Origin of the sequence: Streptomyces sp. NPDC003300, assembly GCF_040610915.1 — a bacterium.
Lineage (GTDB): Bacteria > Actinomycetota > Actinomycetes > Streptomycetales > Streptomycetaceae > Actinacidiphila.
This window is the reverse complement of sequence record NZ_JBEXNE010000015.1, coordinates 25,253-46,734: the sequence shown is the minus strand read 5'-3', so window position 1 is coordinate 46,734 and position 21,482 is coordinate 25,253. Positions and strand designations below refer to the sequence as shown.

General features: G+C 71.4%; 20 protein-coding genes. 16 read left to right on the top strand and 4 right to left on the bottom strand.

What is annotated here, in order from left to right; all coding sequences use genetic code 11:
* Nucleotides 1–2: 2 nt before the first annotated feature.
* The 6 genes from ABZX65_RS22025 (at nucleotide 3) to ABZX65_RS22000 (ending at nucleotide 7,246) form a co-directional block, all read left to right on the top strand.
* Nucleotides 3–1,121: an acyl-CoA dehydrogenase family protein gene (locus ABZX65_RS22025; protein WP_355342495.1), complete on the top strand. Its 1,119-nt coding sequence runs from the start codon at nucleotides 3–5 to the stop codon at nucleotides 1,119–1,121.
* A 148-nt stretch (nucleotides 1,122–1,269) separates the two neighbouring features.
* Nucleotides 1,270–2,262, top strand: a complete 993-nt coding sequence (locus ABZX65_RS22020; RefSeq protein WP_355342492.1) for an NADP-dependent oxidoreductase — start codon at nucleotides 1,270–1,272, stop codon at nucleotides 2,260–2,262.
* A gap of 86 nt (nucleotides 2,263–2,348) precedes the next feature.
* Nucleotides 2,349–3,620 (top strand): cytochrome P450, encoded by a 1,272-nt coding sequence (locus ABZX65_RS22015; RefSeq protein WP_355342490.1) that lies wholly within the window; start codon nucleotides 2,349–2,351, stop codon nucleotides 3,618–3,620.
* Between the two features lie 79 nt (nucleotides 3,621–3,699).
* Nucleotides 3,700–4,557, top strand: a complete 858-nt coding sequence (locus tag ABZX65_RS22010) for an SDR family oxidoreductase (protein WP_355342487.1) — start codon at nucleotides 3,700–3,702, stop codon at nucleotides 4,555–4,557.
* Nucleotides 4,557–5,801 carry a cytochrome P450 gene (locus ABZX65_RS22005; RefSeq protein WP_355342484.1) on the top strand — a complete coding sequence of 415 codons (1,245 nt, stop codon included), beginning with the start codon at nucleotides 4,557–4,559 and terminating at the stop codon, nucleotides 5,799–5,801. Before ABZX65_RS22010 ends, ABZX65_RS22005 begins: the two co-directional genes overlap by 1 nt.
* Nucleotides 5,802–5,854: 53 nt before the next feature.
* Nucleotides 5,855–7,246: an MFS transporter gene (locus ABZX65_RS22000; protein WP_355342481.1), complete on the top strand. Its 1,392-nt coding sequence runs from the start codon at nucleotides 5,855–5,857 to the stop codon at nucleotides 7,244–7,246.
* On the opposite strand, the gene ABZX65_RS21995 is transcribed toward ABZX65_RS22000, so the two are convergent.
* From ABZX65_RS21995 to ABZX65_RS21985, 3 genes are read right to left on the bottom strand one after another with little or no spacing between them, the layout of a single operon-like run.
* Complete coding sequence (locus ABZX65_RS21995) at nucleotides 7,193–7,981, bottom strand: hypothetical protein (protein ID WP_355342478.1); 789 nt, start codon at nucleotides 7,979–7,981, stop codon at nucleotides 7,193–7,195. The two genes, ABZX65_RS22000 and ABZX65_RS21995, sit on opposite strands and share 54 nt — an antisense overlap.
* Nucleotides 7,978–9,171 (bottom strand): CoA transferase, encoded by a 1,194-nt coding sequence (locus ABZX65_RS21990; RefSeq protein WP_355342475.1) that lies wholly within the window; start codon nucleotides 9,169–9,171, stop codon nucleotides 7,978–7,980. Before ABZX65_RS21990 ends, ABZX65_RS21995 begins: the two co-directional genes overlap by 4 nt.
* Nucleotides 9,168–9,677 (bottom strand): VOC family protein, encoded by a 510-nt coding sequence (locus tag ABZX65_RS21985; protein ID WP_188284259.1) that lies wholly within the window; start codon nucleotides 9,675–9,677, stop codon nucleotides 9,168–9,170. The genes ABZX65_RS21990 and ABZX65_RS21985 overlap by 4 nt, the downstream gene beginning before the upstream one ends.
* 201 nt (nucleotides 9,678–9,878) lie before the next feature.
* Here ABZX65_RS21985 and ABZX65_RS21980 point away from each other — a divergent pair, with 201 nt between their 5' ends.
* The 8 genes from ABZX65_RS21980 to ABZX65_RS21945 all read left to right on the top strand — a co-directional run bounded on the left by ABZX65_RS21980 (nucleotide 9,879) and on the right by ABZX65_RS21945 (nucleotide 19,613).
* Complete coding sequence (locus ABZX65_RS21980) at nucleotides 9,879–10,742, top strand: branched-chain amino acid ABC transporter permease (protein WP_355342471.1); 864 nt, start codon at nucleotides 9,879–9,881, stop codon at nucleotides 10,740–10,742.
* Entirely contained in the window at nucleotides 10,739–12,646 is a 1,908-nt protein-coding gene (locus ABZX65_RS21975) for a branched-chain amino acid ABC transporter ATP-binding protein/permease (protein ID WP_355342468.1), read from the top strand. Before ABZX65_RS21980 ends, ABZX65_RS21975 begins: the two co-directional genes overlap by 4 nt.
* Nucleotides 12,643–13,365 carry an ABC transporter ATP-binding protein gene (locus ABZX65_RS21970; RefSeq protein ID WP_355342465.1) on the top strand — a complete coding sequence of 241 codons (723 nt, stop codon included), beginning with the start codon at nucleotides 12,643–12,645 and terminating at the stop codon, nucleotides 13,363–13,365. Before ABZX65_RS21975 ends, ABZX65_RS21970 begins: the two co-directional genes overlap by 4 nt.
* 177 nt (nucleotides 13,366–13,542) lie before the next feature.
* Nucleotides 13,543–15,729: an acetate--CoA ligase family protein gene (locus ABZX65_RS21965; protein WP_355342462.1), complete on the top strand. Its 2,187-nt coding sequence runs from the start codon at nucleotides 13,543–13,545 to the stop codon at nucleotides 15,727–15,729.
* A complete protein-coding gene (locus ABZX65_RS21960; protein ID WP_355342459.1) occupies nucleotides 15,726–17,126 on the top strand; it encodes a CoA transferase in 1,401 nt (466 codons plus the stop codon). The genes ABZX65_RS21965 and ABZX65_RS21960 overlap by 4 nt, the downstream gene beginning before the upstream one ends.
* A complete protein-coding gene (locus ABZX65_RS21955; protein WP_355342456.1) occupies nucleotides 17,123–18,028 on the top strand; it encodes an enoyl-CoA hydratase/isomerase family protein in 906 nt (301 codons plus the stop codon). Before ABZX65_RS21960 ends, ABZX65_RS21955 begins: the two co-directional genes overlap by 4 nt.
* A complete protein-coding gene (locus ABZX65_RS21950; RefSeq protein WP_355342453.1) occupies nucleotides 18,025–18,756 on the top strand; it encodes an enoyl-CoA hydratase/isomerase family protein in 732 nt (243 codons plus the stop codon). The genes ABZX65_RS21955 and ABZX65_RS21950 overlap by 4 nt, the downstream gene beginning before the upstream one ends.
* A complete protein-coding gene (locus ABZX65_RS21945; protein WP_355342450.1) occupies nucleotides 18,753–19,613 on the top strand; it encodes an enoyl-CoA hydratase/isomerase family protein in 861 nt (286 codons plus the stop codon). The genes ABZX65_RS21950 and ABZX65_RS21945 overlap by 4 nt, the downstream gene beginning before the upstream one ends.
* Nucleotides 19,614–19,660: 47 nt before the next feature.
* On the opposite strand, the gene ABZX65_RS21940 is transcribed toward ABZX65_RS21945, so the two are convergent.
* Nucleotides 19,661–20,143, bottom strand: coding sequence for a MarR family transcriptional regulator (locus ABZX65_RS21940; protein ID WP_355342447.1), 483 nt, complete (start codon nucleotides 20,141–20,143; stop codon nucleotides 19,661–19,663).
* A 257-nt stretch (nucleotides 20,144–20,400) separates the two neighbouring features.
* Here ABZX65_RS21940 and ABZX65_RS21935 point away from each other — a divergent pair, with 257 nt between their 5' ends.
* Both ABZX65_RS21935 and ABZX65_RS21930 read left to right on the top strand, forming a co-directional pair.
* Nucleotides 20,401–20,979, top strand: coding sequence for a hypothetical protein (locus ABZX65_RS21935; protein ID WP_355342444.1), 579 nt, complete (start codon nucleotides 20,401–20,403; stop codon nucleotides 20,977–20,979).
* A 4-nt stretch (nucleotides 20,980–20,983) separates the two neighbouring features.
* On the top strand, nucleotides 20,984–21,457 hold the full coding sequence (locus tag ABZX65_RS21930) for a nuclear transport factor 2 family protein (protein WP_355342441.1): 474 nt from the start codon (nucleotides 20,984–20,986) through the stop codon (nucleotides 21,455–21,457).
* Nucleotides 21,458–21,482: the final 25 nt, after the last annotated feature.

The following is a 21,482-nucleotide window of genomic DNA, read 5'->3' as shown; positions in this document are numbered from 1 at the left end:
ACATGGACTTCGACCGCACCGACGAGCAGCGCGCCCTGCGGGACGCCGTACGCGGTCTGTTGGGCACGGCCTACGCCACGGTCCAGGGCCGCCGTGACGCCACGGCCGAGGAGCCGGGATACGACGAGACCATGTGGTCCCGGCTGGCCGCGATGGGCGTCCTCGGACTGCCGTTCGCGGAAGAGGCCGGCGGCATGGGCGCGGGCCCGGTCGAAGTCGGCGTGGTGGCCGAGGAGATCGGGCGCGTACTGGCCCCCGAGCCCTTCGTCGAGGCCGTCGTCCTGTGCGGCGGTCTCCTCACGCGGGCGGGCGGCGACGTGTCCGGCATCGCGGACGGCACCCTCCTTCCGGCGTACGTCGGCGGTCCCGGCGTCACGGCCCGGCGCGACGGCGAGCGCTGGATGCTGGACGGCGGCGCCTCGCCCGTACTCAACGGAGCCCGTGCCGACCTGCTCGTGGTGGTCGCCGACGTCGGCGGAACACCGGCGCTCTTCACGACGGCCGGGGGCGAGCGGACCCCGTTCGGTACGTACGACGGGGGACGCGCCGCCCGGGTGACCTTCGACGCGACCGCCGCCGAGCCGCTGGGCGATCCGGCCGCCGACGCGACCGGCGTGATCGCGTACGCCCGGGCCCGCGCGCAGGTGGCGTACGCCCACGAGGCGCTCGGCGCCATGGAGCGCGCGCTGGAGATCACCCGCGACTACCTGCGCGACCGCCGCCAGTTCGGGAAACCGCTGAGCGCCTTCCAGAACCTCACCTTCCGCGCCTCCGACATGTACGTCTCGCTCGAACTCGCGCGCAGCACGGTGCTGTGGGCGTCGATGGTGCTCGCGGAAAGCGACGAGAGGGAGCGGGAGGGCGGTCAGGCGGAGAGCGGCGCGGCCGAAGGCATCGAGGCGGCGTCGCGCGCCAAGCTCCGGGCCGCCGAGTCCGGGCGGCACATCGGCCAGGAGGTGATCCAGTTGCACGGCGGGATCGGCATGACGATGGAGTACCAGGTCGGGCACTACGCGATGCGGCTCACCACCATCGAGCACCTGCTGGGCGACCGGCGCCACCACCTCTCCCGTCTGGCGGCGGCGGTCGGCGACCACCGGGCCGTGAATCCGCTGCAATAGCCGGCGCCCGGCCGCCGCAGGAGCTGACGAACGAGCCGCCGAACGAGCTGACGAACGAGCCGGCGGACGAGTCGTCCGATGAGCCGGTGGATTCTGTCGATAATCCATTAACCATGCTAATTTATTGCGCAATCCGAAAGGGGCCCCCATGGCAGGGTCGGTCACCACACACGAAGCCCGGCTCACCCACGACGGCGCGGAACCCCTCACCGCCGGTTCGTTCGAGGTGGCCGAACGGGAACTGGCCCCGGCGGTCGACGGCGAGATCCTCGTCGAGGTCCGGTACGCCTCCCTCGATCCCTCGCAGCGGATCCGGCTCCGGTCGGAGGGCGCCGGTTTCGTCCCGCCCGCCGGAGTCGTCGGCACCGTCGTGGAGTCCCGGAGCGACGCGTTCGATGTCGGGGACACGGTGACCGCGCCGGGCGCCTGGGCCACCGCGGTCCGCGTCCCGGCCGCGAGCGCCGAGCGGTACGACGCCCCGGAGGGTGTGGCCCTCCACCACGCGGTCGGTCTGCTCGGACTGACCGGTCTGACCGCCTACTTCGGGGTACGGCGGGTGCTCCGCCCGCGTCGCGGCGAGAAGATCGTCGTGACCGGCGCCTTCGGGGGAGTGGGCCAGGTCGCCGCGCAGCTCATCGCCGCGAGCGGCGCCGACGTCCTCGGCGTCGTGGGCGGCCCCGACAAGGCGCACGGCCTCAAGCGGCTCGGCATCACCGCCGTCGACCACCGGGCTCCGGACTGGACCGCCGAGGTCGACCGCTGGGCGCCCGAAGGGCTGCACGCGGTCTTCGACAACGTGTGGGGCGAGACGTCCGCGCGGCTGGTCGAGCGGCTGCGACCGCTCGGCCGCGTCGCCCTGTGCGGGCAGATGTCCGGCATCGGCGAGGCGGTGGTCCCGCCGCTGCCGCTGGACAACTGGTTCCGGCTGGTGACCCGTTCGCTGACCGTCCAGGGTTTCCGCGCGGCCGACTTCGCCGCGGAGAGCGCCGACGCGCGCCGGGCGCTCGCGGACATGATCGCCTCGGGCGCCCTCGACCAGGAGATCCACCTGGCGCCCGGCCTGGCCGCCGCGGGCCCGGCCTTCGCCGACCTGCTCACCGGCCACGTCGTCGGCAAGCTCGTCGTAGCGGTGCGGGAGTGAGCGACGGTGCGGGATCAAGCAGCGGTGCGGGAGTCAGTGACAGTGCGGGATCAAGCGGCGGTGCGGGACCGAGCGGAGGTACGGGCATGAGCAGCGGTACGAGCGCGGGCGCGGACGCCCTGCGGGACGACGTACTCGCCCTGCTGGACGGGGACGGCGACAGACTCGCGGACCCGTACCCCACCTGGAACCGGCTGCGCGAGGAGATCCCCGTCTGGAAGCAGGGCGACGTGGTGATCCTGAGCCGGCACGAGCACGTGCACCAACTGCTCGGGGACAACAACATCCTCTACAGCCGTCAGGGCACGAAGACCTCCGCGCGCTACGAGCGCGCCAAGCGGGAGTTCAGCCCGCACGGCAGCGCCGCCTTCGGCCGGGTCCTCGACCAGGAGTTCCACCAGTTGGTGCGGATGGACCCGCCGGACCACCCGCGAGTGCGGCGGGCGGTCCAGCCGCCGTTCTCGGCGCGCAATCTGGCCCGTGAGATGCAGGACAAGGTCAGCGAACGGGTCGACCGCAATCTGACCGCGCTGGCGGCGGGCGGCGGCGAGGCCGACTTCAAGAAGTTCGCGTACTCCCTTCCCCTCCAGGTGCTCGGCGACCTCCTGGGCATCCCGATCGACGACCTCGACATGGTCCACTCGTGGGCCCAGAAGATCGCCGAGAACAAGTTCAACTCCGACTCGGAGAGGGCGGCGGTCGAGGCCGACGAGGCGTACCGGCACCTGATGACGTACATCGACGTGCTCGTGGCGCGCCAGCGGGCGAGCGGCTCCGAGACCGGCTTCGTGGCCGCGCTGTTGGAATCGGAGGACAGCGGCGTGGTCTCCCACGAGGAGGCGATGGCCATGATGGCGCTGATGATCTTCGCGGGACACGAGACGACCAGCAATCTGCTGGCCATCGGGCTGCTCGAACTGCTGCGCCACCCGGACCAGTGGGATCTGCTCGTCGCGGAGCCCGAGCGGGTCCCGGCGGCGGTGGAGGAGCTGCTGCGCTTCGTCACGCCCGCGCACTTCCTGCCGTACGTCGCGAAGGAGGGGCGGGAGGTCGACGGCGTCGCGGTCGAGGCGGGCGACACCGTCATCGGCGTGCTCGCCGCGGCCAACCGGGACCCCGCGGTCTTCGCGCGGCCGGACGAGCTGGACATCGCCCGCGCCGACAGCCGCGCGCACGTCTCGCTCGGCCTCGGGCCGCACTTCTGCCTGGGGGCCGGTCTGGCGCGGATGGAGGCGACGGCGCTGTTCGGCACGATCGCGCGCAGGTTCCCCGGCGCGCGGCCGGTCGAGGCCGACCTGCGCTGGGGCGGCCGTTCACTGCGTACGCCACTGGCCATGCCGGTCCGACTGCTGGGCTGATCGGATGCCGTGACGGCGGCCGATCCCGTGCCTTGACGGTGGCGGGCAGCACTCCTATCGTGTTATTTCACATCGCTAAATGAATGATCGGGAGGTTCCGGTGCGCTACCTCATCACGGGCGCGGGCAGTGGGATCGGACGTGCGGTGGCGACCCTGGCCGCGCGCGCGGCCGGGAGCGAAGGAGCCGGGCAGGCGCGGCTCGCGCTGCTCGACCGCGACGCCGGGGCCATCGAGGCGGTCGCCGCCGAACTCCGGGGGACCGGCGCCGAATGCGTGCCGCTGGCCGTCGACCTGAGCGACCCGGCGGCGGTCGGCAAGGCGGTGGAAGAGGCCGTCTCCGCCTTCGGCGGCCTCGACGCCCTCGTGAGCAACGCCGGGATCAGCTCGGCCGACCCGCTCGAAGACCTCAGCCTGGAGACCTTCCAGCGCACGTTCGACGTCAACACCCGCGCGACCTTCCTGCTGGCACGGGCGGCCTTCCCGGCGCTCCGCGCGTCGCGGGGTGCGATCGTCGCCACCGCGTCGATCTCCGCGACGCATCCGACACCGCCGCTCGGCATGTACAGCGCGAGCAAGGCGGCGCTGAAGATGATGGTCCAGCAGATGGCGGTGGAATGGGGCCGGTACGGAATCCGGGCCAACTGCGTCTCGCCCGGCCCGACGGACACCGGCCTGACCCGTAAATCGTTCGGCGACGCGGAGGACACGGCCGCCGCGGCGAACCGGCGCTACCGCGAAGCGGTCTCCCCCATGCGGAAGATCGCGCGCGCCGAGGACATCGCCGAGGCCGTGCTCTACCTCGCGGGTCCGCGCGCCGGGCATGTCACCGGCGTGGACCTGCCCGTCGACGGCGGCCTGTCGCTGACCGTCATGCCGCTCACGGGGGGCACACCCGGATACCGACTCGACGAGATCGCGCAGGAGGCGACGTCGTGATGACCGACACCACCGCTGGGACGCTGCCCGGATTCCTCTCCTCCGAGGTCGCGGCCGACCCCGACGCCTTCTACCGGCGGCTGCGGGCCGAGGCCCCCGTGCACTGGGACGACGGCTACCGCGGCTACCTGATCAGCAAGCACGCCGACGTCGGAGCCGCCTACCGCAACCCGCTGTTCTCCACCCAGAACTACGAGGTCAGCCTCCAGCCCGTCTTCGGCCGCTCGATGCTCCAGATGGACGGCGCCGAACACAGCCGCAAGAAGGCCCTGGTCACCCCGTACTTCCGCGGCAAGGGCCTGGAGAAGTGGGCGCCGGTCATCGCGCGCAATGTCGCGACGATCCTGGACCGCTCCGTCGCGTCGGCGTCCGCGCACCTCACCCGCGGCTTCCGGCCGGGCGACACCGTCGACCTGCTGGCCGACTTCGGCTACTACCTGCCGGTCTACGTGATCACCGACATGCTCGGCCTGCCGCACAGCGACTACGACCGGTTCTTCGACTGGTACAGCAGGCACGTGGCCTTCCTCGGCAACCTCGCCCGCGACCCGGAGATCGACGAACTCGGCCGCCGGGCCACCAAGGAACTCTGGGAGTACCTCGCCCCCGTGATCGAGGACCGCCGCTCGCACCTCGGCGAGGACCTCATCTCCGGGCTGATCACCGCCGAGATCGACGGCGAGCGCCTGGACGACCTCGAAATCCTCACCCACGTCACGCAGTTGCTCAACGCCGGGTCCGAGACCACCGGAAAGGCGCTGGCCAGTATGTTCGCCTATCTGCTGCGCGAGCGGACGCTGTTCGAGGAGGTACGGGACGACCGCTCGCAGGTCATCCCCGCGATCAGCGAGACCCTGCGGATCAGCCCGCCGTCCCAGATGAACGGCCGCAAGGTCACCCAGGACGTCGAGGTCAAGGGCACCCTGCTGCCCGCGGGCACCCTGGTGATGCTCCTCATGGCCTCGGCCAACCGCGACGAGGACCGGTTCTCCGACCCGGACACCTTCGACTTCCACCGGCCCGACCTCGACCACGCCAAGACGTTCACCGCGGCCGGTGACACCTTCGCCTTCGGCTCGGGGCGGCACTTCTGCCTCGGCGCGATGCTCGCCAAGTCCGAGCTGGAGATGGCCTCGAACGTCCTGCTCGACCGGTTCCCCGGCATGCGCCTGGCCGAGGGGTTCGAGCCCGCGTGGTCGGGCCTGAAGATGCGGTCGGTGGACAGGCTGACGGTGACCCTCTGAACGACCGGCCGCCGGGGCCGGGGGCGAGCGGGCGTGCCCTGTCGGCACTGCTGGTGTCCGCCGCCCTGGTCTCGGCGGCGGTCGTCACCCTCGGCGCCCCGCTCGTGCCGCGGGTCCAGCAGACCTTCGGCGTCGGCACCGAGGCGTCCCAGTGGTCGTACACGATCACCCTGCTCGTCGGCGCCACCCTGACCCCGCTGCTCGGCCGGCTCGCCGACGGACGGCGGCGAAGACCCGCGATGGTCGTGGTGTGCGCGCTGGTCACCCTCGGATGCGCGGTCTCCGCCGCCGGGACCCACTTCGGGGTCTTCCTGGCGGGACGCGCGCTCCAGGGCGTCGCGGTGGCGCTGGTGGCGATGACCATCGCGTGCGCCCGCGACCTGTACTCCGGTCCCGCGACGGCCCGCCTGGTCGCGCTGCTGTCGATCACCACGGCGCTCGGCGCCGGGGCGGCCTACCCGCTCACGACGTTCGTGGCCGACCACTTCGGCCTGCGGGCGGCGTACGGCGGCGCCACGGTGCTCGCGCTGCTCGTCACGCTCGCGGTGGCCGCCGGTCTGCCGCGAACGGTGCCGGTGGGCCGCGACGCGCCGCTGGACGTGCCGGGCGCGGTGGTCCTGATCGCCGCCACGGCGTGCGCGCTGCTGGCCGTCAGCCAGGGCAACTCCTGGGGCTGGTCGAGCGCCGGGGTGCTCGTCCTCGGCGCAGCGGCCCTCTGCCTGTCGCTGTGGTGGATCCGGCTGGAACTGCGCGCCCCCCACCCCTTGGTGCAACTGCGGCTCTTCGCCCGGCGCGACGTCCTCGCCGCGCACCTCACCGGCCTGCTGATGGGCGTGAGCCTGTACAACACGCCCGTCCTCATCACCCGCATCGGTCTCGCCTCCCGCGACACGCGGTACGGCGTGGGGCTCAGCCTCAGCGCGATCGGTGTGGTGATGGTCCCCATCGCGCTGTGCAACTACCTGAGCAGCCGCACCGCGACGGCGCTGGCGCGGGCCAGGGGCCGACGGGTCGCGCTGGCGTCGGGAGGCGTCGTCGGCGCGCTCGGGCCGCTGATGCTGATCGAGGTCGACGGGCACCTGGCGCTGCTGGTGGCCGCGGTCGTCCTGACGTCCTGGGGAGCGGGGGCGACCTTCGGCACGCTGCCCGGCCTCATCGTCGACTCGGTCGAACCGGGCGAGACCGGCAGCGCCACCAGCGTCAACATCCTGCTGCGGGCGGTCGGCGGCGCGGTGGGCAGCGCGGTCACCGCAGCGCTGATCGGCGCGGCCCACGGACCGGCGGGGGAGGCGACGACGACCGGGCTGACCTGGGCCGCGCTCGCCTGCGCCGCCACCTGCGCGGCCTCGGTCGTGGTCAGCTGCTGTGTGCCGAGCCGCCGCGCGCGCCGGTCAGAGCCGCGGCCGGCCGCCGTCGAACCAGTCCCACTCCCACGGGCGGATTGACAGCATCGGCGTGCTCAGCAGGACGTGCTCCGCGTCGCCGGGCGCGCTGTCCCGCCCGATCCAGTCGGGCCGCGCGTCCTCGACGCGAGCGCTTGTCTCCAGGACGTCGCCGTCGAGGTACAGCACGCGCACCGTCAGACCGTCGTCGGCGCTCCCGGCCGGTGACCCGAACCCGCCCGCGCCCTCGGCGAACCGGTACGTCGCCGCGCCCGCGACACCGGGCACCGCGAGCACCTCCGGAATCAACTCCCGGTCCAGCGCGGCGAAACGGGCCGCGCCCGCGGGCTCGGCGGGAGCGGCCGTCCTGGACAGCGTGAGGTGGACGCCCCGGTGCGGGCGGTGCGGGAGCGCCGCCGCCGCGACGAGGACGCGCGGGGCCGCGTACTCCTTGACCGGGTGGAAGAAGCCGACCGGGCGTCGTTCGGTCCAGGGCAGTTCGGGGCGGCGGCCCCACCACAGGGCGCGCTGGTTGAGGTCGGTCCACTCCCGCAGCGCGGACTCCAGCGGGGCACGGAACCCGTAGGCGACGGCGTACTGGACGGGTGCGTAGGCGTCGTCGCCGACATGGCCGGCCGCCGCGCACCGCGGGGTGCGGACCCAGCGGTCCCCCCAGGCGACGCCGGGGAGCAGCGCGTTCTCCGGCAGGTGGTCGAGCTGGTGCCACGCGTTGTACTCGGCGTGCCGGGTGGCGTCGTTGAGGTGCGTGAAGGTGAGGAAGAGCCGGTCGGTGCTCATATCGGGCGGCTTTCGGCCCGCGGGTTCTCGGCAGGTGCCCGCGACCACTCGCGCAGGACCGCGTCGTTGTCGGCGCCGAGCCGGGGCGCGGGGGCGGGCGTGTCCTGCCCCCATCCGGCCGACCGCGTGACCGGACCCGGTACGGGGAACACGCCGACGCCCGGCTGATCCACCTGGTGGAACAGGCCGTTGGCGGTCACCAGCGGATCGCGGACGAATTCGCCGACGGTCCGGTAGTCGCCCCACAGGACGTGCCCGGCGTCGAGCGCGGCGACGGCCTCGGTGTGGGTGTGCGCGGAGAACCACGGCGCGAGGATCGCCGAGATCAGGTCCCGGTGCTCGTACCGCGCCGCCTCGTCGCCGAAGTCCACGCCGAGCGTGCGCTGAAGGCTGTCGAGGACGGTACGTGTGCCGGTCAGTCCGACGAGCTTGTCCCAGTGCCTGGCGGTCAGGGCGACGACCATCACCCGGCGGCCGTCGCCGGTCGCGAAGTCGCAACCGTAGCTGCCGTAGAGGTAGTTGCCGTCGCGCAGCCGTCCCGCGCCGTTCACCACCGCGTCGGCGACGAAGCCGAGGTGGGCCATGGTCGCGGCGGCGACGTCGGCGAGGCTGACCTCGACGAGCCGGCCGCGGCCGGTGGCGGCGCGTTCGGTGTGCGCCGCGAGCAGGGCCAGCGCCACGTGCAGACCGGTGAGCAGGTCCCAGGCGGGCAGGACGTGGTTGACCGGGAGCGAGGAGTCCACGGGCCCGGTGAGCCAGGGCAGGCCCACCTCGGAGTTGATCGTGTAGTCGACCGCCGGGCGTCCGTCGCCGCGCCCCCCGATGTGGGCGACGATGACATCGGGCCTGACGCGGCGCAGTTCCTGGTAGTCCAGCCACGACTGGCCGACCGCGTTGGTGACCAGCAGGCCGTGGCCGCCGCCCGGTGCGGCCAGCAGCTCGCGCACCACGTCGCGCCCGGACTCCGACCGCAGATCGACCTCGACCGAGCGCTTGCCCTTGTTGAGCCCTGCCCAGTACAGGCTGGTGCCGTCCGCGCCGCGCGGCAGCCGCCGGGTGTCCGTGGCGCCGCCGACGGGGTCCACCCGTACGACGTCCGCGCCGAGTTGGGCGAGCGTCATCGTCGCGGACGGGCCCGCCACGTACGTCGACAGGTCGAGGACGTGGAGTCCGGTCAGCGGCCCGCTCATGCGAACGGGGAGACGTACGGGATGTTCTTGGCGGCGGCGGCCTCGGCGATCCAGCCGTCGATCTGCTCGGCCACCTCGTGCGAGACCAACTCGATCCACATGCCGGGGGATTCGGGGTTGTAGTGGAAGGTGGCGCGGCCGATGCCGCCGTCCTCGGCGACGCCGTTCAGCTCGCGCCGGTATCCCCTGGCCTCCAGCGCCGCCGCCGCGGCGCGCAGGTCGTCGGTGTAGTAGCCGAGGTGGTGGACCCTGCGCCCGCCCGTCACGTTGAGGTACGGCGCCGGGTCGATCTGCTCCAGCAGCTCGATGAAGTGCGGGCCCTGGAGCGAGTAGGTGAAGCGGACCTCGCGCCCGACGACGCCGTCGGGGCACTCCAGCGGAACGGTCGAGGTCAGCGGCGGTGCCCAGTCCAGGCGCAGGGCGTCGCCCATGGCCGCCATCGCCTTGTCGAGGCTGTCCACGATCATGCCGGTGTGGTACAGCCGGAGCAGCGGCTCGGTGCTCATGAAGGGCCCCTCTCTGTGGTCGGGCGACGAACGTTACATCATGCTAAGTAAATCCGGCAGTGCCGACGCGGGCCGACGCGAGCCGACGCGGAAGGTTTCCGACGACCCCTTGACAGGGGTGATCCGCGACCTCAGTCTCATAGCAGTTAGCCATGTGAAAGATTCTGGTGCGGACCGTTCCTGGGCACAAGGGAGTGCGCAATGATCTCGCTGGTCGTGACCGGCCTCTCGCAGGCGGCGGTGCTGATTCCGCTGGTCCTGGCGGTGAGTCTGGTGTTCCGTGTGAGCGGAGTCGTCAACTTCGGCGCCGGGAACTTCTGCGTCTTCGCCGGTGCCGCGTGCGCCTCCTGGGGGGCCGGCAACAGCGGTCTCGGCGTCGTCCTGACGATCGTGGTCGGCGGTGTCCTGGGCGCCGCCTGCTACGCGATCGCGATCGTGCCCGCGCAGCGCAAGAAGGTGCCGGTCATCGGCCTGACCCTCGCCACCCTCGGCTTCGGACTCCTGCTCAACTTCCTGACCCGCACGTGGTTCGGCGGCGAGCCCTCGATCGTGCAGCCCTGGATCCACGGCTCGGTCTCGATCGGCAGTTACGAGACCTCCAAGCAACGGCTGCTGGTCATCGGCCTGTCGCTCCTCCTGCTGCTCGTGATGTGGTTCCTGTTCGACCGGACGCTCATCGGGCACCACCTGTCCGCCGTCTCCTTCGACCACGAACTGGCGCAGGTCTACGGCGTCCGCACGATGCGGTTCGAACTGCTCGCCTGGGTGGTCTCGGGTGCCTGCCTGGTCATCGGCGGCATCTTCCAGGCCTCGCTCGGCAGCGTCTCGGTCGACGTCGCGCCCACCCTCCTCGTCCTGAGCCTGGTCGGCGCCGTCATCGGCGGCCTCGGAAGTCTCTTCGGCGCGGTGGGCGGCGCCGTCGTGGCCGGCTTCGTGATGACCTTCACCGACCAGCACATCGCCGCCAGTTACCACCTGACCTCACTCTTCGTGATCCTGTCCCTGGTGCTGCTCGTGCGGCCGACAGGGCTGTTCACCTTCCGCGGAACGGCTGAGCGCGTATGAGCACCATCGGACTGGACAAGGCCGCACCGCGCGAGGTGAGCGGCGCCCCGAAGAAACCCGAAGGAATACGCAGGGCACTGACCTCGGTCTGGGCCAAACACGTCGCGGGCCCACTGGTCCTGGTGATCGTCGGACTCGTCGCCAGCGGCAACGACTACTACGTCCACCTGGCGTCCGCCGGAGTCATCGCGTACATCCTCACGACGGCCTTCAACATCGTCTACGGCTACGCGGGCATCTTCAATCTCTCGGTCGTCATCACCTACGGCGTCGGGGCCTTCACCAGCGTCTATCTCGAAGTCCGGTTCGGAATGCCGTTCTGGCCCGCGCTGCTGATCTCCGTCGCGGTCACCACCGTGCTCTCCGTTCTCGTGGCGGTTCCCACCCGAGGGCTCAACGAGCTGTTCCTCGCCATCCAGACGCTCGCCTTCGCGCTCGCGCTCGCCGAAGTCATGGTGAACTGGCACGAGTTCAGCGGCGGCACGATCGGCATCTACTCGATTCCGCTGCCCACGTTCTTCGGCCACCAGCTCATCAGCGGCTATCTCTCGTACTACTGGCTCGCCGCGTTCTTCGCGTGGCTCACGTACGAACTCGTCCTGCGCATCCACCTGTCGGCGATGCGGCGCAAACTGACCGCGCTGCGCGAGGGGCCGCGCGTGCTCGCCTCGGTGGGGGTCTCGCCCGACTCGACGCGGCTGGTCGCCTTCGCGATCTCCGGCGGCCTCGCCGGACTCGCCGGGGTGCTCTTCGCCCACTTCCAGCTCGTGATCGACCTGGAGACCTTCAGCTTCACCCGCCTGGTCGCGCTGCTGCTCGCCGCGATCCTCGGCGGAAGCGGCTACTTCCTCGGCCCGGTGTTCGGCGTCGTCGCCATCCTCGTGATGGACGAGCTGTCGCTGGCCACCAGCCAGGCGCAGGACCTGGTCTACGGCGTGGGCATCCTGGTGCTCGTCGTGCTCACCCGCGGCGGCATCGCGGGCGGCCTGGACAACCTCGTGAAGTGGCTGCTCAGGCGCCGACGGCCGGACGAAGCGGCAGAACCCACCGGCGAGTTGGAGCCGCGGGAACCGGGCCTCGCCGTCGCCGAGACGGTGACCCAGGTGACCCACCGCCTCGCGGACTCGGTCAGGGCCGTGCACCGGGACGCACGGGTCGAGGTGCGCGGAGTGTCGGTCGCCTTCGGCGGCAACACCGCGGTCAACGATGTCTCGCTCTCCTTCGCGACCGGTGAGGTCATCGGACTCATCGGCCCCAACGGCGCGGGCAAGACCACGCTCCTGAACGCGATCACCGGGGACGTCCGGGCGACCGGCTCCGTGCGCCTCGGCGACGACGAGATCCTCGGCACGCCCGCGCAGAACCTCGTACGGGCGGGCATCGGCCGGACGTTCCAGAGCCCGAAGGTCATCCCCGAACTGACCCTGCTGGAGAACGTCATGCTCGCCGGGGACGGCATCGGCAGGGTCGGCTGGCTCCGCCAGTCGCTGCTTAGCCCGGCCGCCCGCAAGCAGGCGCTGGCCGGACGCGACCGGGCGATGACCCTGCTCACCGACCTCGCCCTCGCCGACCGCGCCAGGAGCCTGGCCGCGGACCAGCCGTACGGCGTGCTCCGCCTGGTCGAGATCGCCCGCAATCTGATGCTCGACCCGGCGTTCCTGCTGCTGGACGAACCCGGCGCGGGACTCACCGAGTTCGAACGCCAGGAGATCGCCGCGACCGTCCGCGCGCTCGGCGCCCGCGACCTCGGGGTGGTCCTGGTCGACCACAATCTTCCGCTGATCACCAGCGCCTGCGACCGCGTCTACGTCCTGGACCACGGCCAGGTCATCGCGGAGGGCCCGCCCGACGAGGTCTTCGCACAGCAAGAGGTCATCTCCGCCTACCTGGGGGTTCCCGGATGAGCACGCCGCTTCTCGACGTCACCGGCCTGACGGCCGGCTACGGCGACCACCAACCCGTACTCCACGACGTCTCCTTCACCCTCGCCGAGGGCGAACTGCTCGGCCTGGTCGGGATGAACGGCGCGGGCAAGACGACCCTGATGCGCGCCCTCAGCGGCGGCCTCAAGCCCCGGTCGGGGGAGGTCTCCTTCCAGGGCGAGCGGATGAACGGATTCTCGACGGCCGCCAGCGTCCGCAAGGGGATCGTGATCGTGCCGGAGGGGCACCGCGTCCTGCGCCCGCTCACGGTCGAGGAGAATCTGCAGATCTCCGCGATGCGGCTGAGCAGGCGCGCCGTGCGGCGCGCGATCGCCGAGAAGCAGGCCCTGGTCTACGAGTTGTTCCCGATCCTGGCGGAGCGCCGCACGCAGCTCGCGGGCCTGCTCTCGGGCGGGGAGCAGCAGATGCTCTCCCTGGCCCGCGCCGTCATCCAGCGGCCCAGACTGCTGCTCCTGGACGAGCCGTCGCTGGGGCTCGCCCCGGTCGTGATCGAGAAGATCTACGCGTCCCTGCGGGCCCTCCAGGCCGAGGGCATCTCGATGCTGGTCGTCGAGCAGAACAGCGACCGCCTGGCCAGGGCCAGCGAACGGCTGATCGTCCTGCGCGACGGCCGGATCGCCGCCACCGGCACGCCGTCCTCCCTCCAGGGGGCCGAGCTCAACGCCGCCTATTTCGGCTGAGCGGCCGGGGCGCCCAGGTGTCCGGCCGCAGGACCATGGGCGATACTTTACGTAGCTAAATAAATTGCCCCATGTCCTTCGCCCCACGTCCTTCGCGCGACGTCCCTTCGCCCGACCTTCCCCGCCCGAATCCCACGGTCCGATCTCCATCGCCCGACTCCCGAGGAGTTACGCCCCATGCTCACCGTTGACTACGCGGCACGACGCTCGATCGTCGAGCCGGACAGGCTGCGCCGCTTCTTCGGCGCCCGCAGTATCGCGGTCGTGGGAGCATCGCCGAGCTCCAGTTGGGCGCGCAATCTCCTCAACGCCCTCGAACTCGGCGGCGGGGTGCGGGATGTGCACTTCGTTCACCCCAAGTACGACGAGGTGTTCGGCAAACCGACCGTCCCGACGCTGCGGGACCTCGAAAAGCCCGTCGACATGGCCTACATCATGGTCGGCCCGAGCCGGGTCGACGCCATCCTCGAGGACGCCGCCGCGGCGGGTATCAAGAACGCGGTCATCCTCGCCTCCGGATACGGGGAGTCCGGAGCCGACGGACGCGACCGGCAGCGGCGGCTGGCGCGGAGCGCGGTCGATCTCGACCTGACGCTCATGGGCCCGAACACCATCGGATTCATCAACGCGGTGGACGGGGTGGTGCCCTGGGCCGTCGCCACCGAGTCCGCACCCGTGGCCGGTCCGGTCGGCGCCGTCTTCGAGAGCGGTTCGATGGCGCGGGCGACATATCAGTTCGCCCAGGCCCACGGCGTGGGCTCCACGCTGTGGGCGTCGGTGGGCAACTCGGCCGTGCTGACCAGCCTGGACGTCCTCGACTACCTGATCGAGGACGAGAGCACCCGAGCCATCGCCCTGTTCCTGGAGACCGTGCGCGAGCCGGACCGGCTCTTCGAACTCGGCACGAAGGCGCTGCGGGCGGGCAAGCCGATCGTGGTCTACAAGGCCGGGCGGAGCGAGGAGGGCATGCGCTCCGCCATGGCGCACACCGGCGCCATGGCCACCGACGACGCCGTCGTGGACGCGGCGTTCCGGCAGGCGGGCATGGTCCGCGTCGAGAGCGTCGAGGAACTGGTCGCGACCGCCGGGGTGTTCGGCTACAGCCCGCGGCTCCCGGACGGCCGCCGCATGGGTGTCGTGACCTCGTCGGGCGGCGGCTGCAACATCATCGCCGACCTCGCCTCGGTCAACGGCCTGGCCCTGCCCGGCTGGCAGGAGGACACCGGCGCCAAACTGGCCGCGCACCTGCCGGAGTTCGCCTCGATCCTCAACCCCCTCGACACCACCGGTTTCGGCCACGCCCGCGCCAGACCCCGGCCGACGAAGGCCGAGGACGACCTCATGGAGATCGCGGTCGAGGACTCCGGGATCGACTTCATGTTCTCGATGATGACGCCGCTGCCGGACGAGCGCCCCGAGGACCCGACGTTCATCGAGAGCCGGATGAAGATCATCGGCGAGATCGTGGCCGCCTCGCCCGTACCGGTCTTCCTCTCGTCCAACACCTGCCTGGACATCTCGCCGTACGCCCTGTCGCTGCTCTCCGAGAACAAGCTGTTCCTGCTGCCCGGCGTCGACCTCGCGATCACCTCCCTCGGGCATGTGGCCCGGTGGGTCGAGCAGCGCGACGCGCTTCGGGTGACGGCGAGCGGGACCGGGGAAGTGCCGCCCGCCGCGGTCGGCGACGGGCCGACGGTCGGCACCTGGGCGGAGGACGAGGGGCGGGCCCTGCTGGAGGCGGCCGGTGTGCCGATCGTCCCGGCCGTGCTCGTCCACTCCGCGGCCGAGGCGGCGGGCGCGGCGGCCAAGGCCGGCGGCCCGGTGGCGATGAAGATCTGCTCGCGGGCCGTCGCGCACAAGTCCGACGTCGGCGGAGTCGTCCTCGGCGTCGAGGGCGCCGGGGCCGCGGCGGCGGCGTACGACTCGATCACGGCGACGGTGGCGCGGAACGTCCCCGGCGCCGACCTGCGCGGTGTGCTCGTCTCGCCGATGCGGGAGCCGGGACAGGAACTCCTCGTAGGCGTCACCGTCGACTCGACCTTCGGACCGGTGCTCGCGGTGGGCCTCGGCGGCATCTGGGTGGAGGTCATGAAGGACACCAGCCTGCGGGTGCTGCCCGTCGACGCCCGCGAAGTGCGCCGGATGCTGGGGGAGTTGAAGGGCGCCGCCCTGCTGCGCGGCGCACGCGGCAGCACGGCCGCCGACCTCGACGCGCTGAGCGAGGCGATCGTGGCGATCAGCCGGGCCGCCCTGTCGGTCGGACCCAGCCTGGACACCCTGGAGGTCAACCCCCTGCGCGTCAACGGCAGTCGGGTCGAAGCGCTCGACGTACTCGTCACGGCCACGGTGGGGGAGGACGCATGACCGCGCCCGGCATCGAGCGCGCGACCGCGCGTGAGGACGGAACCGGCGTCGAGCGTACGACCGCGCCTGAGGACGGAACCGGCGTCGAGCGCGCGACCGCGCCTGTGGTCACTCCGGACACCGTGCCCCAGCCCGCGCCCGGCGCGCCCGAATTCCTCGCCGGAGCGCTCGACGGGATCAAGGTCCTCGACCTCACCCGCTTCCTCCAGGGCCCCTACGCGACCCGCATCCTCGCCGACCTCGGCGCGGAGGTCGTCAAGGTGGAACGGCCGGGCGGCGAGTGGGACCGGCGGCTGCGCCAGGCCCCGGACGGATACGCCGGGTTCTTCACCGGCCTCAACCGCGGCAAGAAGTCGATCGCCGTCGACATCACCACCCCCGAGGGCCGCGACATCGTCAAGGCCCTCGCCCGCGAGTGCGACGTCGTCGTGGAGAACTTCCGGCTCGGCGTCATGGAGAAGCTGGGCCTGGGCTACGACACCCTGCGCCAGGAGAATCCGGGCATCGTCTACGCCGCCGCGTCCGGCTACGGCCCGCTGGGCCCGCGCGCCAAGGAGCCGATGTTCGACATGGTCGCGCAGGCCGTCTCCGGCCTCTCGGACTTCGTCCGCACCCCGGACGGGGCGCCCCGGCTCGCCAGCCGCGGCATGGCCGACTCCGCCGGCGCCGTCTTCCTCGCGATGGGCATCCTGACCGCGCTCCTGGCCAAGGAGCGCACCGGGCGCGGCCAGCGCGTGGACGGCTCGCTCGTCGGCTCCTGCCTGGCCATGCACACCGCCGAGGTGACCATCGCGCTGCACGGCGACGAGGTGAAGCGCACCCAGGGCCGTGTGACGTCGACCTCGGGCGCGTTCCGCTGCGGGGACGACCGCTGGATCGTCATCGGCGCCACCGACCAGAAGGTGTGGCACGGGCTGACCGCGGCCCTTGGCCGGCCCGACCTGCGCGACGATCCGCGGTTCGAGAAGAGCAGGATCCGCGAGCGGCACCGCGACGTCCTGGAGCCGGTCCTGGAGGAGATCTTCCTGACCGCCGACCGGGACACCTGGGTCGAGCGGATGCGGGACAACGGCGTACCCGTGGCTCCCGTCAACACCTTCGTCGAGGCCGCCCGCGACCCCGACGTCCTCGCGAACGGCTTCGTCGTCGAGCAGCCGGACGCGACCTGGGGGACCGTCCGCACCGTGGGCAGCCCGTTCCTGCTCAGCGCCACCCCCGCGCGGGTCGGCGACTGGACACCGGAGCTGGGCGCCGACACCCGCGACGTACTCGCGCGCCTCGGCGTCCCGCAGGACCGTATCGACGCGCTCGTCGCGGACGGCGTGGTCGAGCAGGCGCGGCCCGCGCACGCGCCGTCGGAATCACCCCGAGCAACGGAAGAGGTGGGCAAGGCGTGAAGTACGGAACCCCGGAGAGCATCGCCGCCGCGGCGCGACAGGTGCTGTACGAGGCCGACCCGGCGTCCGGCATCGCGTATCTGACGCTGAACCGGCCGGAGAAGCACAATGCCATGAGCGTGCCCATGCGCGACCGAATCATCGAGCTGATGGCGCTTGCCGGGGACGACCCGACGGTGCGGGTCATCGTGATCCGGGGCAACGGGAAGTCGTTCTGCAGCGGCAACGAGATCAATGAGCAGTGGGGCCAGAAGCGCCCGCACGAGCGGCGCCGCACCCTGACGGTCGGCTACCGGTACGGCGCGGACATGGCGTGGGGCCGACTGGGCTTCAGCCAGGCGATCTCCCGCTCGCCGAAGGTCACCGTCGCCCAACTGCACGGCTACTGCGCCGCGGCGGCCTACTTCATGATCGCGTGCAAGGCCGACGTGGTGACGGCCGCCGAGGACAGCAGGATCGGCGCGCTCGAAGCGCGCTTCCTGGGCCCGGCGGGCGCGGTCGCCAGCGTGCACATCAACCGCATCCTGGGCATGAAGGCCGCCCGCCGCACCGGCTTCACCGCGATGCCGATGAGCGGGACCGAGGCGCACCACCTCGGCCTCGTCGACACCGTCACCCCGGCCGCCGAACTCGCCGCGGCCACACGGACGATCGCGGCCGACCTCGCCGCCCGGCCCCCCGGCCACCTGCTGTACCTGAAGTCGCGGCTGCGCGCCGCCGAGGGCGCGATGGACACCAGCGTCCCTTCCATTACAGGGCTGTTGGTCTCGCACTTCCTCCAATCGGGCCCGGACGAGATGGACTTCTGGAAGACCGCGAGAGACGTCGGCGTCGGCGGCGCGCTCGACGCCGACAAGAAACGCAAAGGAGCGGCCGACCCCCGCCTGGGGGTGAAGGGATGAGCGCCGTCGACCTCCGCGTGGCCGACGGCCGCGCGTACATCGAGGTGGAGAGCTTCGCCCCGCTGACGGCCCATGACCCCGCCTTCGCCGCCGAGTTGGCCGCGGCCGTCGTCGAGGCGTCGGACGACGACCACGTCAAGGCGATCGTGCTGCGCACCACGGGGCCCGACTTCGCGCCGGAGGCGGCCACCGGATTCCCGTCCGCGGCCGAGGCGCCGACCACCTGGCACCGCGCCTTCGCCGCGTCGACCGCGGTCTACCAGGCGACCTGCTTCGCGAAGAAGGTCGTGATCGCCGAGGTGCGCGGGGCGTGCCACGGGGCGGGCACCGCGCTCCTGCTCTGTACCGACCTGGCCGTCGCGAGCGAGGACGCCGTGTTCGGCTCGCCCTTCCTCGACGTGCCCGAGGCGAATTTCGTCCTGGCCGCGCTGACGGTCCGGCTCAACCGCGCCAAGTCGTGGCTGCTCAGGGGGACCGTCCACGACGCGGCCACCGCCGGGCGGATCGGGCTGGTCAACCGGGTCGTCCCGGTCGGCCGGCTCCGCGCGGAGGTCGTGTCGATGACCGCCGCCGTCATCGGCATGCCGCTGGACGGCATGACGATGTCGAAGATGCTCCAGCAGGCCGTCTACGACGCGCACGGCGTGGGCCGGGAGTTCGACCTGGCCGACCACTACGCGATCCACCGCGCGGCGGTCGGGTCCGGTCTCACGGAGGAGAGCGCATGAGCGTGGGCCGGGTCGAACTGGGCAAGGACCACGAGAACCACATCGCGACCGTCACCGTACGGCGTCCCGCGACGGGCAACCTCATGACCCGCGCCATGGCCGAGCAGTTCGCGGCCCACCTCGCGGACGTCGACCGGGACGACGACGTGAAGGCCGTCCTGATCCGCGGCGAGGGCGACGACCTGTGCGCGGGCTGGGACCCGGCCGACGCCTGGGACCAGTACGTGCAGGCGCCCGGCGGATCGGTGCGCAAGCACCCGAGCCAGCGGGCGCGGCTGATCGCGCTGGACGAGGCGTGGTGGGGGAGTACGGGCCTGTACAGCCGGCTGCTGCACTGCCGGAAGGTGACGGTCGTCGAGGCGCGTGGCCGCTGCTGGGACACCGGCCTCTACCTGGCGCTCTGCGCGGACCTGGTGGTCGCGGGCGAGGACGCGACCTTCGGTTCCCCCCGGTGGCACAACGTCGGGGTGGACGGCGACATGTCGCTGCTGTTCGCGACGGTCGGCCTCAAGCGGGCCAAGGAGTTGATGTACTGCAACGTGGCCTGGTCGGCGCGGACCGCGCTCGACTACGGTCTGGTCGACCGCGTCGCCGAGGACGCGCCACGGGGGGCGGCCGAACTCGCCGCCATGTGCGCGTCGATCATGCGGGACGGCATCGTCACCGAGAAGTACGCCGTCTTCGCCTCGCTGGAGAAGCTGGGCGTCGGGCTCGCGTTCGCCGCGACCACCGTCGTCGGCGCCTCGCTGAGCAACATCCACTTCCAGCCGGGCGAGTTCAACTTCCTGCGGGAGGTGCGTCGCGAGGGCGCCGAGGCGGCCCTGGCGCGCTCACGCGAGGAGGTCGAGATCCGCTGACCGCCACCTACGGCCGGTGCCCGCCGGCCGCCGCGGGCCGGGGGACGTCAGGGGCGGCGCGGCAGCTCGGGGTCGCAGAGCCGCTCCAGGGCGGGCAGCGCGGTGAGCAGGCTCTCCAGCTCCGTGTCGTCCAGCCGTCCCAGGTGCTCCTCCAGCCAGACCTCGCGGCTCTTGAGCACCTGCTCCCGCTCGTCGGCGCCGCTGGGCGTCAGCTCGATCAGCGCCGCCCTGCGGTCGGCGGGGTCGGCGGTACGGGAGACGTAGCCGAGTTCGATGAGGCGGTTGAGCGACCTGGTCACCGACGGCGGGGAGACCCTTTCCGACGCCGCCAGCTCGCCCGCGGAGACGGGCTGGTTGCGGCCGATGTTGAAGAGCAGCGAAATGAGGGCATAGCTCAGACCGTCGTCATTCTGCTGCCGCAATACCCGTCCGAGGCGACCGAGCGTCATCCGCAGGCGCGTCAGATCCTCGCGCCGGATGGCGTGCTCGTGCTTGACGCGGTCGACAGAGCCGTTAGTGGTCGTGGTCATCCTTACCCCGAATCTGGGCGTTCGCCTCATCAACTTCGCGCTGCTAAGTATGCGCCCGGCGGGCTTCCCGACGCCACGTGCCCACGCCGTAGATCTGTCAGGGCCATGTCCAGAAACCCCGTTTCATCGGGGGTTTGCGTACATCTGCGCTGATTCGCCGAACACCCTTGCGGGTGTCGGATTCAGCCATTAGTTTACATGGTTAGATAAATTGTGGCGACCGTCACACGGAGATCCCGTATCCCTGAGGAGGGAAAATGAAGGACTTCAGGCCGGAGCTGACGTACACCAGCTTCGAGGCGCACATGCACAAGGCCAAAACACCTCTGCAGCTCAAGCATCTCGAGACGGTTGTCCACCACTCGAAGGGCGAGGTGCTGGCCGACCTCGACATGGTCCTGCCGACGCTCTCGGACGACCCGCAGTACCACGAGTACGGCGTCCTGGGGAACGTCAAGGGGGACACCGGCCCGAAGGGCATCGAGCAGGTTCGAGCCAACTACACCGAGATGGTGAACAACGGCTCGTACGTCATCGAGTCGAAGAAGACCCGTGTGGTGGTCGGCGACTACGACATCGTCACCGAGGGCACCTTCCGGCAGATCCTGACCGCCGCGGTCGCCCGCAAGATGGGCTTCGTGGACGACACCTCGCCCGCGAGCCCCTTCTACGTGCTGTCGGCCAGGACCGTCGTCTTCTGGGAGTTCGACGAGAACGACAAGGCCAAGGGCGAGGACCGCTACGTCCTGGACCACCACATCGTCCCGCTGGCCGAGGAGGACCTGCCGGACGACTACCCCGACAAGTTCCGCACCGCGCCGAAGGCCGAGGTCTGAGCACATGACGACACGCACCGAGGGCCGGTCGGTGGAGCAGCGGATCGACGAGCTGGAGGGCCGGGCGGAGTTCGCCGACATCGTCGCGGGCTACTGCGAGGGCACCGACCGCCGCGACATCGACCGCTTCATGAGCATCTGGCACGACGACGCCGAGTACCTGATCCCCGGCGGGCGCGGCGACTTCCACGGCACGGACGAGATCCGCCGCTCGCAGGAGGTCATCGGGAAGGTGTGGAAGGAGACCTATCACTGGACCACCAACCACACGGCCCGCTTCGAGACCCCCGACCGCGCGACCGGCCGCAGCGACGCCATCGCCGTCTGCGTCCACCCGGACGGCAGGATCAGTTGGGTGAGCTGCACCTACCACGACATCTACGAGCGCCGCGCGGGCGCCTGGAAGCTCGCCCGGCGCCTGGTCGAGCGCTACTTCGTGAGCGCGCCGCAGGACGTCGAACTGCTTCCGCCCTTCTGACCGCAGGGCCGCCGACACGGGCCCC

Excerpts from the sequence above, each read along its gene's own strand:
- ABZX65_RS21945 (WP_355342450.1), top strand. The coding sequence starts at position 18,753 with ATGAGCGTGGGCCGGGTCGAACTGGGCAAGGACCACGAGAACCACATC.
- ABZX65_RS22010 (WP_355342487.1), top strand. The coding sequence starts at position 3,700 with ATGAATGATCGGGAGGTTCCGGTGCGCTACCTCATCACGGGCGCGGGC.
- ABZX65_RS21990 (WP_355342475.1), bottom strand. The coding sequence starts at position 9,171 with ATGAGCGGGCCGCTGACCGGACTCCACGTCCTCGACCTGTCGACGTAC.
- ABZX65_RS21980 (WP_355342471.1), top strand. The coding sequence starts at position 9,879 with ATGATCTCGCTGGTCGTGACCGGCCTCTCGCAGGCGGCGGTGCTGATT.
- ABZX65_RS21995 (WP_355342478.1), bottom strand. The coding sequence starts at position 7,981 with ATGAGCACCGACCGGCTCTTCCTCACCTTCACGCACCTCAACGACGCC.
- ABZX65_RS21935 (WP_355342444.1), top strand. The coding sequence starts at position 20,401 with ATGAAGGACTTCAGGCCGGAGCTGACGTACACCAGCTTCGAGGCGCAC.
- ABZX65_RS21930 (WP_355342441.1), top strand. The coding sequence starts at position 20,984 with ATGACGACACGCACCGAGGGCCGGTCGGTGGAGCAGCGGATCGACGAG.
- ABZX65_RS21960 (WP_355342459.1), top strand. The coding sequence starts at position 15,726 with ATGACCGCGCCCGGCATCGAGCGCGCGACCGCGCGTGAGGACGGAACC.
- ABZX65_RS21940 (WP_355342447.1), bottom strand. The coding sequence starts at position 20,143 with ATGACCACGACCACTAACGGCTCTGTCGACCGCGTCAAGCACGAGCAC.
- ABZX65_RS21975 (WP_355342468.1), top strand. The coding sequence starts at position 10,739 with ATGAGCACCATCGGACTGGACAAGGCCGCACCGCGCGAGGTGAGCGGC.
- ABZX65_RS21985 (WP_188284259.1), bottom strand. The coding sequence starts at position 9,677 with ATGAGCACCGAGCCGCTGCTCCGGCTGTACCACACCGGCATGATCGTG.
- ABZX65_RS21970 (WP_355342465.1), top strand. The coding sequence starts at position 12,643 with ATGAGCACGCCGCTTCTCGACGTCACCGGCCTGACGGCCGGCTACGGC.
- ABZX65_RS21950 (WP_355342453.1), top strand. The coding sequence starts at position 18,025 with ATGAGCGCCGTCGACCTCCGCGTGGCCGACGGCCGCGCGTACATCGAG.
- ABZX65_RS22020 (WP_355342492.1), top strand. The coding sequence starts at position 1,270 with ATGGCAGGGTCGGTCACCACACACGAAGCCCGGCTCACCCACGACGGC.
- ABZX65_RS21965 (WP_355342462.1), top strand. The coding sequence starts at position 13,543 with ATGCTCACCGTTGACTACGCGGCACGACGCTCGATCGTCGAGCCGGAC.
- ABZX65_RS22025 (WP_355342495.1), top strand. The coding sequence starts at position 3 with ATGGACTTCGACCGCACCGACGAGCAGCGCGCCCTGCGGGACGCCGTA.
- ABZX65_RS22005 (WP_355342484.1), top strand. The coding sequence starts at position 4,557 with ATGACCGACACCACCGCTGGGACGCTGCCCGGATTCCTCTCCTCCGAG.
- ABZX65_RS22015 (WP_355342490.1), top strand. The coding sequence starts at position 2,349 with ATGAGCAGCGGTACGAGCGCGGGCGCGGACGCCCTGCGGGACGACGTA.